This is a genomic window from Microbacterium sp. LMC-P-041, assembly GCF_030209555.1.
Classification (GTDB): domain Bacteria; phylum Actinomycetota; class Actinomycetes; order Actinomycetales; family Microbacteriaceae; genus Microbacterium.
On the sequence record NZ_JARVRV010000004.1, the window covers coordinates 672,607 to 688,574 of the forward strand.

Here is a 15,968-nt window from a genome sequence, read left to right on the forward strand (position 1 = left end):
TTGTCGAACCTCGCCGTCCTGAGTCTGAAGAACCGCGCACTGATCGCGTTGATCACGATCGTCGCCGCCGTGTTCGGCGGGCTCGCTCTGACGAACCTCAAGCAGGAGCTCATCCCGTCGCTCGAGCTGCCCAACCTGATGGTCATGACGACCTACCCCGGCGCCTCGCCCGAGGTCGTCGAGAACGACGTCTCGACCCCCATCGAGTCGGCGATCCAGGGTGTCCCCGGCCTCGAGGGCACGACCGCCACGAGCACGACGAACGCCTCGATCGTGCAGGCCACCTTCGCCTACGGCACCAACCTCGCGACCGCCGAGCAGAAGATCCAGCAGGCGATCAACCGCATTTCGGGGCAGCTGCCGGAAGACGTGAGCCCGCAGGTGCTGACGGTGTCGATCGATGACTTCCCGGTGATCCAGGTCGCCGTGACCGGCTTCGAGGACGCCGAGAACGCACAGGCCGAGCTGCAGAGCGTCGCGATCCCCGAACTCGAAGACGTCGACGGGGTCAACGCCGCGGAGATCATCGGCGGCGTCGGCCAGCGCATCACGATCACACCCGACGTCGCGAAGCTGGCGGCGATCGGTCAGAGCACGCAGGCCATCACCACGGCGCTGCAGCAGAACGGCACGCTGTTCCCCGGCGGCGACATCACCGAGAACGGCCAGACGCTCACCGTCCAGACCGGTGCGAAGATCACCTCGGTCGATGAACTCGCGGCGCTGCCGCTCGTCGGCACCACCGAGAGCATCGGCGACGTCGCCACGGTGGTGCAGGAGAGCGACCCCATCTCGTCGATCTCGCGCGTCGACGGCAAGGACGCCCTCTCGATCTCGATCACCAAGCTGCCGGCCGCGAACACCGTCGAGGTGTCGCAGGGTGTCATCGCCGCGCTCGACACGATCGGCGAGGCCTTCCCCGACGCCGAGTTCACGATCATCTTCGACCAGGCTCCGTTCATCCAGCAGTCCATCGAGACGCTCGCCACCGAGGGCCTGCTCGGACTCGTCTTCGCCGTGATCGTCATCCTCGTGTTCCTGCTGTCGATCCGCTCGACGCTCGTCACGGCGATCTCGATCCCCACCAGCGTGCTCATCACCTTCATCGGGCTGCAGGCGTTCGGCTACTCGCTGAACATCCTCACCCTCGGCGCGCTCACGATCGCGATCGGCCGTGTGGTCGACGACTCGATCGTCGTGATCGAGAACATCAAACGCCATTACGTGGGGGATGCCGACAAGGGAGACGCCATCCGTCTGGCGGTGCGCGAGGTGGCGATGGCGGTCACATCCTCGACCATCACGACGGTCGCCGTCTTCCTGCCCATCGTGTTCGTCGGCGACATGGTCGGCGAGCTGTTCCGGCCGTTCGCCATGACCGTGTCGATCGCGATGGTCGCGTCACTGCTGGTCTCGCTGACCATCGTGCCGGTGCTCGCGTACTGGTTCCTCCGCCCGGGCAAGCCGCTGCTCGATGAGAACGGCGTGCAGATCGACCCGGAGGACCCGGACGCTCCGCCGACGCGATTGCAGAAGGGCTACCGTCCGATCCTCGGCTGGACGCTGAAGCACTCCGGCCTGACCGTCGTGCTCGCCGTCGTGGTGCTCGGTGCGACGCTCGCCGCCGCACCGCTCATGAAGATCAACTTCCTCAGCGACTCCGGTCAGAACACCATGACGGTGACGCAGGACCTCGGCCCGACCGCGAGCCTGGAGACCAAGTCGGAGGCGGCGATCGCCGTCGAGGACGCACTGCTCGACATCGACGGCATCACCCACGTGCAGGCCTCGGTCGGCTCGAGCGGATCCGCCCTGCGTGACGCGTTCTCGGGCGGAGCGGGCGTGACCTACTCGGTGCTCACCGACGCGGATGCCGACCAGGAGAAGCTCCGAGCCGACGTCCAGGACGCGATCGAGGGGCTGACCGATGTCGGCGAGGTGTCGGTCGCCGCCTCCGCCGGACTCGGCTCGAGCGACATCGAGATCACCGTCTCGGCATCCGACTCCGAAGACCTGCAGACCGCCACCACCGCCGTGGTGGACGAGCTCGACGGTCGGGACGGCATCGGACAGGTCACCGACAACCTCGCTGCGGCTCTGCCGTACCTGGCCGTGGTCGTCGACCGCGACGCCGCCGCGCAGCGTGGACTGTCGGAGGTCGCCGTCGGATCCATCGTCTCGAACACGATGCGCCCCCAGCAGGTGGGCACGGTCGAGATCGACGACACCGCGCTGACGATCTACCTCGCCGCATCCGAGCCGCCCGCCACCGCGCAGGCGCTTCGTGAGCTCACCATCCCGAGTGCCACCGGTGTGGTGCAGCTGCAGGACATCGCGACCGTCGAGGAGCGCAACGGCCCGACCTCCATCACCACCGAGCAGGGACGCCGCACCGCCACGATCACGGTGCCCCCGGCATCCGACAACCTCGCCGTGGCGACCCAGTCGGTCACCGAGGCGCTGGCCGCGGTCGACCTGCCTGACGGCGCGTCGGCCGAGGTGGGCGGTGTCGCCTCGCAGCAGGCCGACTCGTTCTCGCAGCTCGGGCTCGCCATGCTCGCCGCGATCCTGATCGTCTACGTCGTGATGGTCGCGACGTTCAAGTCGCTGCGTCAGCCGCTGCTGCTGCTCGTCTCTGTGCCGTTCGCGGCCACGGGCGCGATCCTGCTGCAGATCGTCACGGGTGTGCCGCTCGGCGTCGCCTCGCTGATCGGTGTGCTGATGCTCATCGGCATCGTCGTGACCAACGCGATCGTGCTCATCGACCTCGTCAACCAGTATCGCGAGAAGGGGCTGTCGACGATCGATGCGGTGAAGGCCGGTGGCGAGAAGCGTCTGCGTCCGATCCTCATGACGGCGCTGGCGACGATCTTCGCGCTCACCCCGATGGCACTCGGCATCACCGGGCACGGCGGGTTCATCTCGCAGCCGCTCGCCATCGTCGTGATCGGTGGACTCATCTCATCGACCGTTCTGACGCTGATCGTTCTGCCGACGCTCTACAACCTGGTCGAGGGTGCGAAGGAGCGGCGACGCGCCCGCAAGGCGGGGTCGGGCGACGACGGCTCTGCACCGAACGGCGACTCGGACCCCTCGGACGGCCCTCGTCCTTCGGGCGATCTGGCGCTGGCCGGCGCGGGCATGTCGGAATCGGGCTCGGCGGAATCGGGTTCGTCGCTGCCGCACGCGAATCAGCTGACGCGCCGGGAGCTGCGCGAGCGCGGCGAGTAGTCGCCCTCGCCGTCCCGTCCTCCGCACGACGGAGTCTGACGCCCGCCCGGAACTTCATTCCGGGCGGGCGTCAGCCGTTTCCGGCGGAGTTGTGAAGCGGGCGCCGCCGAGCTCAGTCGAGCGTGATGCCCCAGTCGAGGGTCCAGGTCTCACCGGGGGCGAGGCGGCGCAGGCCGACACCGCTGTTCAGCGCGTCGGCGGGCGCGGTCATGGGCTCGATCGCCACCGCGAGGGACTGGCCCGGGTACTTGTCGGTCGTGTAGACCTGCACGAAGTCGAACCCGGCGCCCTGCCAGAGGGTGAGTCGCCGACCGTCGGGGGCGGTCAGCGAGTGCCGGACCAGCCCGTCGGCATCACGGTCGAGGTCGGTGAATCCGGTGTCGAGGCTCACATCGCCGATGCGCACTCCGTCGCGCAGCGCGGCATCCGCCGGGTGCGTGCCCGTGGGGAGCATGCGCTCGTCCGTGTCGAACGCGGTCTGCGCCGGCACCCGCAGCACGAGCTCGTGCGGGTCGACGTCGCCGATCGTCACGAACGGATGCGTGCCGAGTGCCACCGGTGCCGCAGTGGCGGAACGGTTGGTCAGCGCGTGCGTGACGTCGATCCCGTCGGCACGCAGCACGTAGGTGACACTGGTCTCGACGAGATAGGGGTAGCCCGTCTGCGGCACGATCGTGGCGCTCAGCGTCGTCGCCGACGCCGTCTCCTCGATCGCGTAGGCCGTGAATCGCAGCAGCCCGTGGCTGGCGTTCATGAACTTCGGCTCGGTGATCGCGAGCTGCCGCTCGGTGCCCTCGTCGTTCCAGGCTCCATCCCTGACGCGATTCGGCCAGGGCGTGAGCACGACGCCCGAGCAGGAAGGGGTCGGCGAGTCGAGTGGATACGGGGCGATCAGATCGACGGATCCGATGCGGAGCGAGCGGAGGGATGCGCCGACCTGCGCGATCTGAGCGCTGACGTCGCCGAGCTGGAGGTGCACCTGTGTGCCGGTGGGGGATGCGGAGTTCACTCCGCAATCGTATGGCGAGCAGCATCCGCGATGGGGCTGGGCGGTTTTTCAGGTGCGACCGCTACACTTGATGGGTCGGCTTCGGACACCCGCGCATGGCGCGGACGTTTTTGTGTAAGAAGTGTGAGTCCAGGGGCCGATGGTGAGCGTCGCTCGACGCTAATCAACCATCACATGAATGGCCCCGGCCGCTGACAGTCCGGAACCCCGTCCGATCGCATCCGATCCGGCGCTGGGTGCTCGCGCGTGTGCGCGGCGCTGTTCTCGTGCGAGAACTCAGAAGGACACACCCATGCCCAAGAACAAGAAGCCCCGCGGCGGACGCCCCTCCGCCAACTTCGAGCCGCGCTACGGCGCGAACAAGACCTCGTTCCACGACCGCCACGCCGGTGGGCGCGACAGCGCTCGCGACACCCGCGATTCCCGCGACGTGCGGGGCGGACGAGCGGATGCCGGCGAGCGGCGCACCCCGGCGGCCGGCGTCGACCGTCGTCCCGGCAGCCGCAGCGCCAGCCACCGCGGCTACCGTCCCGCAGAAGAGGGCGCACCCAAGCAGCGCTGGTCCTCGCAGGAGCGCGCGGGTCGCGATGAGGCCCGTGGCATCCGCAACCGTGCGGAGTCGGGTCGCCGCGAGGCACCGCACCGCGGCGGTTCCGAGCGTCCGCGCTTCGACGATCGTGCCGAGCGCCCCCGCTACAACGACCGTTCCTCCACGGGCTTCGACCGTCCGCGTCGCGATGACCGCGGCGGCCAGCGTCCGACCGGCCCCGGTACGTACCGCGATGAGCGCGGCGGCCAGCGCGACGAGCGTCCGCGCCGCGACGACCGCGGTGCGGGCACGCAGCGCCAGGGCTTCCGCGACAACGATCACCGCGATGGCGGACGTCCGGGCCGTGACCAGCGCTCCGGCGGCTTCCGCGACGATCGCGGTGGTCAGCGCTTCTCCCGTGACGAGCGCCCGCAGCGCGACGACCGCGGCGCATCCGAGCGTCCGCGCTTCAACCGCGACGACCGCTCGCCGCGTTCGGGCGACCGCACCGAGCGTCCGCGCTTCGACCGCGCGGAATCCGAGCGTCCCCGCTTCGACCGTGACGACCGCCCGCGTCGTGACGACCGTGGCGCGGGCCCGCGTCGCGATGACCGCGGCGCCGAGCGTTCCTACGACGCCGACCGCGCACGCCGTGCCTTCGACCGCGACCGCACGCAGCGGTCGATCGAGGGTGGGCGTGACGAGCGTTCGCGTCCCTCGACCGGTGGCGCGTACCGCACCGATCGTCCCCGCCCGCTGACGTCAGACACCCGCGGGCGGCCGTCGCGCAATGAGCGACCCAGCCGTAACGACTGGAACGCCACATCGAGCGCGGCACCCGCCAAGAAGTTCGAGCCGACGGACGACGTCGTGCACGAGCGCCTCGAGGCCAAGTCCGTCGCGGCGGTCGAGGTCGACGGTGTGACCTTCGGCGACCTGGGTCTCGGATCCAACATCGTCGAGACCCTCGTCGGCATGGGAGCGGCGACTCCGTTCCCCATCCAGGCGGCCAGCATCCCGGCCGTGCTCGAGGGGCGCGACGTCCTCGCCCGTGGCCGCACCGGCTCAGGCAAGACCATCGCCTTCGGCGCACCGCTCGTCGAGCGCGTGCTGCAGTCGCAGGCGGGCAAGCGCCGTGAGTTCGGCCGCTCGCCGCGCGCGATCATCCTCGCTCCCACGCGCGAGCTCGCACTGCAGATCGACCGGACCATCCAGCCGATCGCCCGCAGCGTCGGCCTGTTCACCACGCAGATCTACGGTGGCGTCCCGCAGGGCCGTCAGGTGGGTGCGCTGAAGAAGGGCGTCGACATCGTCATCGGCACCCCCGGTCGTGTCGAGGACCTCATCAACCAGGGCAAGCTCGACCTCTCCGACTGCCGCATCGCGGTGCTCGACGAGGCCGACCACATGTGCGAGCTCGGATTCGTCGAGCCCGTGCAGCGCATCCTGCGTCACACGGCCGACGGCAGCCAGAAGCTCCTCTTCTCGGCCACGCTCGACCGTGAGGTCGCGGCACTCGTCGACGAGTTCCTCGTCGACCCGGCCGTCTACGAGGTCGCCGGTGAAGATCAGGACTCGAGCACCATCGAGCACCGTGTGCTCGTGATCGAGCACCGCGACAAGGCCGAGATCCTCACCTCGCTCGTCGACCGCGACGGCAAGACCCTGGTCTTCGCCCGCACCCGCGCCTACGCCGACATGCTCGCCGAGCAGTTCGACGACGCCGGCATCCCCGCGGTCTCGCTGCACGGTGACCTCAACCAGGCCAAGCGCACGCGCAACCTGGAGCGCCTGACGTCGGGTCGCGTGAACGTGCTCGTCGCCACCGACGTCGCCGCCCGCGGAATCCACGTCGACGACATCGACCTGGTCGTGCAGGCCGACGCTCCTGACGAGTACAAGACGTACCTGCACCGTTCAGGCCGCACCGGCCGCGCCGGTCGCTCGGGACGCGTCGTCACGCTCATCACGCGTCAGCGCCAGCGTCGCATGACCGAGCTGCTGGAGCGTGCGGAGATCGACGCGCCATTCGAGAACGCGCGCATCGACGACGACCTGATCGAGGAGATCGCCGGTCGCGTGCCGACCGCCGCCGACCTCACGGCCTGATCCGTCACGTTCGAAGGCCTCGCTCCCGCATTCGCGGCGGCGGGGCCTTCGTCGTTTGCTCGGCCGATCTGCGGCACAGGGATGCGCGGTGCGGTCGGGTGCGCGTCCTGCGAAGGAGATCTCTCACTCCGAAGGACTGACGCGTCGGATCGCTCCTACGGAGCGCGTGATCTCCTTCCGAGCGGCGGCTCAGCCGAGCTCGTGCTCGTGGATGGCCGTGGTCAGTGTCGTGCCGTTGAGGTCGAGGTAGAGCACCTGCTCGGTCACGGTGAGCGTCATCGTGTTGCGGCGTGCGATGAGCGGTGCCGCGGAGTCGATGAAGCCGGGATCGAAGCTGTAGACCCGGAGGTCCTCGGAGCGGTGGATGCGCTTGTCGGCCCACGGCGCCATGACCTTCGCGGGGTCGCGGTGCGTATAGACGACGGTGCGCTCGGCGAGGCGGCTGCCGTAGTGGAGGCGCTCTGCATCGGGGGCGCCGACTTCGATCCACGCCGTCGTCTTCCCGGTGAGGTCGCGCACCAGCACGGCGGGCTCATCGGTCTGCGAGATGCCGCCGCCGAATGCGATGCCCTCGGTGAACTCGAGTCCATAGGCGAGCACGCGGGTCAGCATGTAGGCGTCGGTCTCGGACGGATGCCGCGCCACGCGCAGCGAGTAGTCGTCGTAGACACCGCGATCCATGTCGGCCAACTGGACGTCGAACGTGTGCATCGTGGAGCCGGTAGCCATAACGCTCGAGCCTACGCGCCCCGGGGGTGGCTTCCCGACCTCCGACGCTCCACCGGACCGGCGTTCAGAACAGCATCGGCTGTGCGGGGGCGGGCGCTGGCGTGAATGCGGGCGCCGGCCTCCCGTGCGGTGCAGAAGCCCGGATGCCGCGCACGGGGTAGTCGTCCTCGTGCTGCCCATCGAGTCCGTGCAGTCTGATCAGCGGCCGTGCTCGCTTCGCGAGCCATTGGCGGTAGCCCTTCGGCGCCTCGGCGGAGACTCCGGGGTACAACCCGCGATACGACGACACGAGGTCGGGGCGGAAACCCTCGAGCCACTGCATGAACCAGGGCTTCACTCCGGCGCGCAGGTGCAGGGCGCCGTAGATCACGCGGCTCGCTCCGGCCTCCTTGATGCGCCGCAGGGCGGTGTCGATCGCCTCGACCGAGTCGGTCATGTGGGGCATGATCGGCATCAGGAAGACGGTGACGCGGAAGCCGGCATCCCGCAGTGCGCGTACCGTGTCGAGCCGTGCCTGGGTCGTCGGAGTCCCGGGTTCGATCGCCTTCTGCAGATCGTCGTCGTACATCGCGATGGACATCTGGATGTCGACGGGAACGCGCTGCGCCGCCCGCACCAGCAGCGGGATGTCGCGCCTGATCAGGGTGCCTTTGGTGAGGATCGACATCGGTGTGCCCGACGTCGCGAGGGCATCGATGATCCCCGGCATCAGCTTGTACCGACCCTCGGCGCGCTGATACGGATCGGTGTTCGTGCCCAGAGCGACCGTCTCGTGCTCCCAGCTGCCGCGACGCAGCTCCTTCTGCAGCACCTCGACGACGTTGACCTTCACGACGATCTGCGAATCGAAGTCCGATCCGCCGTCGAGATCGAGATACTCGTGCGTTCCTCGGGCGAAGCAGTAGACGCAGGCATGGCTGCACCCGCGGTATGGATTGATGGTCCAGGCGAACGGCATGCGAGATGCGCCGGGCACATGGTTGAGGGCCGACTTCGACAGCACCTCATGGAACGTCATGCCTGCGAACTCCGGCGTGGTCACCGTGCGGAGCACGCTGGAGCGATCTTCGAGGCCGGGCAGCGCAGCGGCGTCGACGTCACCGAGTTTCTGTCCTTGCCACCGCATGTCATCCATTCGAACATAAAGACGATACTCCGTCAACCGAGCGTGTGAATTCTGTTCGAATGGACATGAGGGACAATGGAAGCATGTTCTTCCCGCCGCAGCCTCAGCATGCGGCGCCGCGCTCCCCGATCCGCGGACCCGCACTGCCCATCGGTCTCGCGGCGACGGCGATCGGCGTCCTGCTGTCGCTGGCCGGTGCGCCGGTGGCCGAGACGACCGACGAGCTGGCGATGCCGCAGCCGTCCGTCGTGCAGGAGGTGCCGGCGGTCGAGGTCGGTGCGACCACCGCTGCCGATCCGTGTTCGGAGCCGAGCGTGCTCGAGGCGATAGCCGTCGCCGACGATGCGGCGATCATCGCCGGCTTCGGGGGTGGCGAGGGCTTCCGTTCCGCTGTCGTGGCGGGCAACGCACCCTGCATCGCGCTCGACGACCCGGCTCACGTCTGGGTCGTCGTCAACAAGGCGCGTCCGCTCGCTCCGGTCTCCTTCGCGCCGTCGGCGCTCGCCGACCTTCCGCTGCAGATGACCACCCGCTCCGGTCAGGCGCGGACGGACGTCGCCGCGGCGGTCGGAGAGATGGCGGATGCGGCGGCCGCCGAGGGCGCGGGGCGCATCGGAGCGAACAATGGCTACCGATCGTATGAGCTGCAGGTCGTGACCCACGCCTCGCATGTGCGCAACAGCGGGCAGGCGGGAGCGGACGCCTCGTCGGCGCGTGCCGGTCACAGCGAGCATCAGACGGGGCTGGCGCTCGATCTCGTGGCGTGCGATTCGTCGTGCGGAGCCATCGAGTCGTTCGGCGCGACGGTGCAGGGGGAGTGGATCGCGGCGAACGCCTGGGAGTACGGCTTCATCGTGCGCTACGAGCAGGTCGGCTCCGGCATCACCGGATACAAGCCCGAGCCCTGGCACCTGCGATATCTCGGACGCGAGCTCGCGGCGGCGTATCACCACGGCGGGTATCACACGCTGGAGGAGTTCTTCGGGCTCCCCGCGGCCCCTGATTACGCCCACTGAGTGCAGTGACAGCGGCGCGTGTGCGACCGCATTGCGGCATCCGACAATCGCGGTACCGAGTCTCACGGATTGTGGGATGCATTCTCACAACGAGCTGTCGTGTGTCGGCGACCCGGCATAGAATCGCCGGAGCAATGACGCACGAACGTTCGGGAGGACGCAATGGAACGCGACATCTACGAAGAGGATCACGAGGCCTTCCGCGACCTCGTCAAGGACTTCGTCAAGCGCCACGTGAACAACGAGGCCATCGAGCGGTGGGATGCCGCGGGTGAGATCGACCGGGCGACGATGCTGGCCGCAGGCGAGGCCGGTCTGATCGGACTGTCCGTCCCCGAGGAGTTCGGCGGTGCCGGCATGCTGCAGGACTACCGCTTCCGCACCATCGTCATGGAGGAGGTCATCGCTTCCGGAGCAGGGTCGCTCGCCGGTGCCTTCGGCATCCAGGACGACCTCGCCGTGCCCTACCTCGTGCACATGGGCACGCAGGAGCAGAAGGAGAAGTGGCTGCCCCGCATGGCCACGGGCGAGGTGCTCGGTGCGCTCGCCATGACCGACCCCGGCGCGGGCTCGGACCTGCGCGGCATCAAGACCAACGCGAAGAAGGTCGACGGGGGCTACATCCTCAACGGCGCCAAGACGTTCATCTCGTCGGGCTCGACGGCCGACGTCGTGGTGACCTTCGTCAAGACCGGTGAGGGCAACCGTCCCGACGCGTTCAGCCTGCTGCTCGTCGAGAAGGGCATGGAGGGCTTCGATCAGGGCAAGAAGCTCAGCAAGATGGGCTTCCACGGCTGGGACACGGCCGAGCTCAGCTTCACCGACGTGTTCATCCCCGACGAGAACCTCATCAGCGGCAAGGAGGGGCAGGGCTTCATCCAACTGATGCTGAACCTGCCGCTCGAGCGGCTGTCGATCGGCGTGGCCGCGGCCGCTGCCGCCCAGGCCGCCCTCGACTGGACCGTCGCCTACACGAAGGACCGTGAGGCGTTCGGTGAGCGCATCGCCGACTTCCAGAACACCCGCTTCCGGCTCGCCGACATGGCGGCGACCACCGACGCGATGTGGGCGTACATCGACCGTGCGCTGCTCGCCTACAAGAACAGCACCCTCACCGCCGAGGACGCTGCGAAGGTCAAGTTCTGGGCGACCGAGCGCGAGTGGGAGGTGCTCGACACGGGTGTGCAGCTGCACGGCGGCTACGGCTACATCATGGAGTACCCGATCGCCCGCGCCTTCACCGACGCCCGCGTGCACCGCATCTACGGCGGCACGAACGAGATCATGCGCGACCTCGTCGGCCGCCAGATCGTCGGCAAGCGCTGACGAACCTCTCAGAGAAGGGCCCCGGATGCCGGCATCCGGGGCCCTTCTCCTGTCGATGGCACGGCTGACCGCAGGAAACGGGCCTGCAGGCGCGCAGGCGGACACGAGCCAGCGCGGGTCAGCGGGGCAGCCGGCCACCGACGCCGGCCTTGCGCAGCCGATCGGCGATGAGGATGCCGAGTGCGGTGGCGCCGAGGCAGCTGCCGAGGGTCACGGCGAAGAAGGTGATCTGGAGGGGAAGCCCGAAGCTGCCGAGATCGAACGAGGCCCAGGCGAGGATCGGGTAGACGATGCCGACGATCAGTGCCCCGAGGTAGTGCAGCCAGGTTCCCCAGTAGCGCCAGAGGACGAACAGGAACGGCAGCTCGGTGAACGCCGCCCACCAGAGGTTGGTGGCCACGCTGCTGAAGCCGTAGCCCGAGAACGGCACGATCACGAGCCCGGCCAGCAGGCCCACCAGCAGGCCGACGAGTGGGCGCCGCAGCAGGCGGAGGGCGATCACCGAGGGGAGCAGCCAGAGGCCGGCCAGCGCCACGCTCACGAAGGGCAGGCCGGGGAAGAGGATCGTCGAGATCCAGTTCGCCGGGGCGAGGAGCGCGCCACCGGCGACTCCGAGTGCCGCGCACGTCAGCAGGATCGCCGTCGGGATGCGGAATCGCGAGCGTCCGCCGCCGGTGCGGGGTCGATTCTGCACCTCGGAGCCCGATTCGCGGTGCGTTTCCGACCCCGCACCGTTCACAGCATCCGCGCCGTTCATGCGAGGGGCTCCGCCGCAGCCTCGCGGGCCGCCTTCGAGGTGGGCGAGGCCGCGCCGATCTTCCAGTAGCCGCAGAAGCTCACGTCGTTCTTGTCGACACCGCGCTCGCCGACGAGATGCTTGCGTGCACCCGAGGCCAGCGACTGCTCGCCCGCGGCGTACGCGTGGAACGGCGCTGCCGGCAGTGTCAGCTCGCGCAGCCGGGCGAGGGCGAACGACCCGGGGTCGAACTCGTGCGGCCGCGCGAGCCAGATGATCTCGACGCCGGCGGGGTGCGGGAAATCCAGAGCGTCGGCCTCGGACGGCACCTCGATGATCGCCGTTCCCGTCGCGTCCGCAGGCAGTGACGCGCAGATCGAGGCGATCGCGGGGAGCGCCGTCTCATCGCCGACCAGCACCACGCGATCCGTTCCGCGCTGCGGGTTGAACGTGAGGCCCTCGTCGATGATGAGCACGTGCTCGCCGGGTTCGCAGGTCTCCGCCCAGCGTGACGCGGGGCCGGCCGTGCCGTCGGCCGCAGACCCGTGCAGCACGAAGTCGACGTCGATCTCGGCGCCCGACTCGGCGGTGGCCGCCCGGTACGCGCGCACGCTGTAGTTGCGCATGACCGGGCGCTCGCCGTCGGGGATCCGCAGGAACCTGAGGTATCCGAACATCTTGTTCGCCTTCGCGGGAACGCGGTCGAGCCCCGCATCGCCGCCGATCGGCAGGAACAGGCGGAACCACTGGTCGAAGCCCATCGGGCGGAACTTCTCGATCTCACCGCCTCCGAGCGTGACCCTCATCCAGTGCTCGGAGAGGCGCTCGGTGCGCAGCACGCTGAGATGGAGGAGTTCGGCGGTCTCGGGCTTGACCAGTCTGCTGTATGCCATGCGGGCGCCTTTCAGGGCAGCTGCCAGGGGAAGAAGAGCATGAAGATCGCGGCGGATGCGGCGATCGAGGCGACGATGAAGACGGTGTCTCGGATGCGGAATGGCACGAGGTGCCTCTCGGTGCGCGTCGAGTGCGCGCCGAAGGCCCGCGAGTCCATGGCCAGGGCCACGCGCTCGGCGTGGCGGATCGCACCCGCGAGCAGCGGAACGATGTATCCCCAGCCGCGAGCGATGCGCGCGAAGGGACTGCTGCCCCCGTGGTGCCCTCGCACGCGATGCGCGGCTCTGATCACCGCGAGCTCGTGCCCGAAGCGCGGCACGAAGCGGAACGCGGCCAGGGCCGTGTAGCCGATGCGGTAGGGCACCCGCAGCTGCTGCACGCTGGCGCGCACGAGGTCGGGGCCGGTCGTGGTCAGGCCGCCGATGAGTGCGAGGGAGACGATCGCGCCGAGCCGCAGAGCCGTGGCGAAGCCGATCGCGAGGGCGCCCTCGCGCAGCGTCCAGTCGCCGAGCTGCACCACGGCAGCGGTGTCGCGCACGATCTCGGCGTCGACCCACAGCGAGAACCCGAGCCCGATGGCGATCATGCCGATCGGGAGTGCGAGGAACAGCACCGCGGCGATGCGCCAGGTCACCCGCGATCCGAGGAAGATCAGCGCGAGCGACAGTGCCAGGAAGGCGGCGGGCGTGGCGAGGTCGCGCACGAAGATCAGCAGCACCATGGCCGGGGCGACTCCCGCGACCTTCGCCAGCGGATTGAGCGCATACAGGAACTGGCGCCGAGACGATGCCGACATCGCGGCATACGGGTCGAAGGCGTGGGCGGTCATGCGATCGCCCGTCCCGCTGCGGCGAGCACGCGCTGCAGCGCCGGAAGGCGGAGCCCCGCCTCGACGAACGGCGTCTCGTCGGCGAAGAGCGCGTCGGTGCGGTCGGCAGCGTGCACGCGACCGTCTTTCAGGATCACCGTGTGCGACGTGTGCTCGGCGACGAGCTGCAGGTCATGGGTCACGATGACGATCGTCGTCCCCTCGTCACGCAGGTCGTGCAGCAGAGTGAGGAGCTCGGACGCCCGTGCACGATCCTGGCCGAAGGTCGGTTCGTCGAGGGCGAGCACCCGCGGGCGGGTGATCAGGGCCGTGCCGACCGAGAGGCGGCGCTTCTCGCCGCCCGAGAGCAGGAACGGATGCACATCGGCCTTCGCCTCGAGGCCGAAGCGCATCAGCATGGCGTCGACGCGCTCGCGCGTCTCGGCATCCGAGGTGTGCCGCAGCCGAAGTCCGTGCGCGAGCTCGTCGAACACGGTGTGCGCGATGAACTGGTGCTCCGGGTTCTGGAACACGAACCCGATGCGGCTCGAGAGCTCGCGCGGCGAGGCCGACCCGGGGTCCATGCCGTCGACCGTGACCTGCCGCCGGGGCGGCGGGACGACACCGGCGAGCGCCTGCAGAAGGGTGGTCTTTCCGGCGCCGTTGGTCCCGACGATCGCCGTCAGGGTTCCCGCCTCGATGTCGAGGTCGATGCCGTGCAGGATCTCCGTGCGGTGACGACGAACCGTCAGCCCGCGGGCGCGGACGATCGGAGTGGCTGCACGGTCTGCCGCATCCGTCATTCCTTCGTGCGTCTGCAGGACCGACGCACGGATGCCGGAGGAGACAGCGGTATCCGGTCCTGCATCCGTGCCGTGGTCCTGCACACCGGACGGGTCAGGAGTGGCGGATGCCGCCGCCAGTGCCGCGGCGAGCTCCTCGGGTGTCAATGGAAGGTCGTCGAGATGCAGTGTTCCGGCATCCCGCATCCGCAGCGCCGCGAGTGTCGCCGCAGGCAGCCAGACACCCATCTCGACGAGCTCCGCCGCGTGCTCCCGGATGATCCGGGCCGGTGGCCCGTCGAAGACGACCCGCCCTGCGCGGTCGAGCACGATCGTGCGGGTCAGGAACCCCATCGCGGCGTCGAGATTGTGCTCGACGAGCAGGATGCCGCGGTCGCCCGCTGCGATGACGTCGGTCAGTGCGGCGTAGACGTCGTCGATGCCCTGCGGATCGAGGTTCGCGGTCGGTTCATCGAGCACGATCAGGGGCGACCCCATCGCCAGCGCGCACGCGATCGCGAGACGCTGACGCCCGCCGCCGGACAGGCGATCGGGGTTCTCATCGCGCCGCTCCCACAGGCCGACACGGCGCAGTGCGTCTTCGGTCCTCGTGCGCACCTCGTCGAGCGACAGCAGCAGGTTCTCGGGGCCGAAGGCGACCTCGTCGTAGACCGTGCCGGTGACGATCTGGGCGTCCGGGTCCTGGAAGACCATCGCGACGTGGGTGCTCAGCGATGCGGTGTCGGCATCCGCCGTGCTGACTCCGCCGGCCTCGACCGATCCCGTCATGGTCGCGGGCACGGCGTGCGGGATCAGCCCGTTGAGCGCGAGCGTGAGCGTCGACTTGCCCGAACCCGAAGGGCCGAGCAGCAGCACCACCTCGCCGGCATCGATGTCGAAGGTGACGTCCCGCGGCGAGGGGTGCACAGCATCGGCGTGGGTGATCGAGAGGTCACGCACGCGGAGGAGAGGCGCAGATGAGCGCACGGCATAACCCCGGTTTCAGCGGATCGGTACCGTTCTAACTTAGCTGAGCCTTACCTGATCTGCACAGGCCGGACGGCTCGGAAGGGTCGGACGCCGTGATCAGCGCCGAGCGACGCCTGCGCGGCTGAGAGAAGATCCGATCGCGAGTCCTGCTGCGGTCCACGCGATCGGACCGAGCACCGCGATCACGAGGTAGGAGATCTCCGCCCACAGCGGGAAGGTCGCGAGGTCGACGGCGAAGAACACCACGACGGCCACGATGACCCCGATGATCGCTGCGGAGATGAAGAAGCGCCAAGGGCCCCAGGAGCGGTAGCGGGTGAGCGCGGCGATGCCCTCCTGGATCGCCCCGAACAGCAGCGCGGTGCCGATGAAGCGCAGCGTCCAGGCCGGGTTGAACGCGCTCGAGATGAGGGCGGCGAACACGTGCGTGACGAGGGCCACGAAGGGGCGGCGCAGCACCTCCTGAGCGATGATCCCCGGCAGCACGTGCGAGCCGAGCACGAGTCCGTAGAGATACGGAGCGCCCACGATGACGACCGGCGTGATGAGCCCCGCGATCCCCCCGAGGATGCCCGTGGCGACGCCGATCGCGGCGCAGACCAGCAGCACGCGGGTCGTCAGAACGGGGGAGGGGGCCACCCCTCCAGCCTACTGTCGACCATTGTCGACACGGCTGGCCGTTC

The 15,968-nt window shown here is 69.0% G+C and carries 12 protein-coding genes; 4 read left to right on the forward strand and 8 right to left on the reverse strand.

The window, feature by feature from the left end; genetic code table 11:
• The gene (locus QRN21_RS09745) at window positions 1-3,231 is read left to right on the forward strand and encodes an efflux RND transporter permease subunit (RefSeq protein ID WP_285363843.1); all 3,231 of its coding nucleotides are present in this window, start codon (window positions 1-3) and stop codon (window positions 3,229-3,231) included.
• Window positions 3,232-3,343: 112 nt separating this feature from the next.
• Here the strand turns inward: QRN21_RS09745 and QRN21_RS09750 are convergent, their stop codons facing one another.
• The gene (locus QRN21_RS09750) at window positions 3,344-4,240 is read right to left on the reverse strand and encodes an aldose 1-epimerase family protein (protein ID WP_285363844.1); all 897 of its coding nucleotides are present in this window, start codon (window positions 4,238-4,240) and stop codon (window positions 3,344-3,346) included.
• Window positions 4,241-4,532: 292 nt separating this feature from the next.
• On the opposite strand from QRN21_RS09750, the gene QRN21_RS09755 reads away from it, so the two are divergent.
• Window positions 4,533-6,878 (forward strand): DEAD/DEAH box helicase, encoded by a 2,346-nt coding sequence (locus tag QRN21_RS09755; protein WP_285363845.1) that lies wholly within the window; start codon window positions 4,533-4,535, stop codon window positions 6,876-6,878.
• 189 nt (window positions 6,879-7,067) lie between these two features.
• Here QRN21_RS09755 and QRN21_RS09760 read toward each other — a convergent pair whose 3' ends face one another.
• The gene (locus tag QRN21_RS09760) at window positions 7,068-7,607 is read right to left on the reverse strand and encodes a YaeQ family protein (RefSeq protein WP_285363846.1); all 540 of its coding nucleotides are present in this window, start codon (window positions 7,605-7,607) and stop codon (window positions 7,068-7,070) included.
• 64 nt (window positions 7,608-7,671) lie between these two features.
• Entirely contained in the window at window positions 7,672-8,733 is a 1,062-nt protein-coding gene (locus tag QRN21_RS09765; protein ID WP_072592194.1) for an Rv2578c family radical SAM protein, read from the reverse strand.
• Between the two features lie 83 nt (window positions 8,734-8,816).
• On the opposite strand from QRN21_RS09765, the gene QRN21_RS09770 reads away from it, so the two are divergent.
• Together QRN21_RS09770 and QRN21_RS09775 are read left to right on the forward strand one after the other, a co-directional pair.
• Window positions 8,817-9,749: a M15 family metallopeptidase gene (locus tag QRN21_RS09770; protein WP_285363847.1), complete on the forward strand. Its 933-nt coding sequence runs from the start codon at window positions 8,817-8,819 to the stop codon at window positions 9,747-9,749.
• Between the two features lie 162 nt (window positions 9,750-9,911).
• The gene (locus tag QRN21_RS09775) at window positions 9,912-11,075 is read left to right on the forward strand and encodes an acyl-CoA dehydrogenase family protein (protein ID WP_053098639.1); all 1,164 of its coding nucleotides are present in this window, start codon (window positions 9,912-9,914) and stop codon (window positions 11,073-11,075) included.
• Window positions 11,076-11,193: 118 nt separating this feature from the next.
• Here the strand turns inward: QRN21_RS09775 and QRN21_RS09780 are convergent, their stop codons facing one another.
• From QRN21_RS09780 to QRN21_RS09800, 5 genes are all read right to left on the reverse strand, one after another.
• Entirely contained in the window at window positions 11,194-11,832 is a 639-nt protein-coding gene (locus QRN21_RS09780) for an ECF transporter S component (protein WP_285363848.1), read from the reverse strand.
• Entirely contained in the window at window positions 11,829-12,704 is an 876-nt protein-coding gene (locus QRN21_RS09785) for a siderophore-interacting protein (RefSeq protein ID WP_285363849.1), read from the reverse strand. The genes QRN21_RS09780 and QRN21_RS09785 overlap by 4 nt, the downstream gene beginning before the upstream one ends.
• Window positions 12,705-12,715: 11 nt before the next feature.
• Window positions 12,716-13,534, reverse strand: coding sequence for an energy-coupling factor transporter transmembrane component T (locus QRN21_RS09790; RefSeq protein ID WP_285363850.1), 819 nt, complete (start codon window positions 13,532-13,534; stop codon window positions 12,716-12,718).
• Window positions 13,531-15,282, reverse strand: a complete 1,752-nt coding sequence (locus QRN21_RS09795) for an ABC transporter ATP-binding protein (RefSeq protein WP_285363851.1) — start codon at window positions 15,280-15,282, stop codon at window positions 13,531-13,533. The genes QRN21_RS09790 and QRN21_RS09795 overlap by 4 nt, the downstream gene beginning before the upstream one ends.
• 99 nt (window positions 15,283-15,381) lie before the next feature.
• A complete protein-coding gene (locus tag QRN21_RS09800; RefSeq protein ID WP_056276581.1) occupies window positions 15,382-15,924 on the reverse strand; it encodes an ECF transporter S component in 543 nt (180 codons plus the stop codon).
• Window positions 15,925-15,968 lie beyond the last annotated feature (44 nt).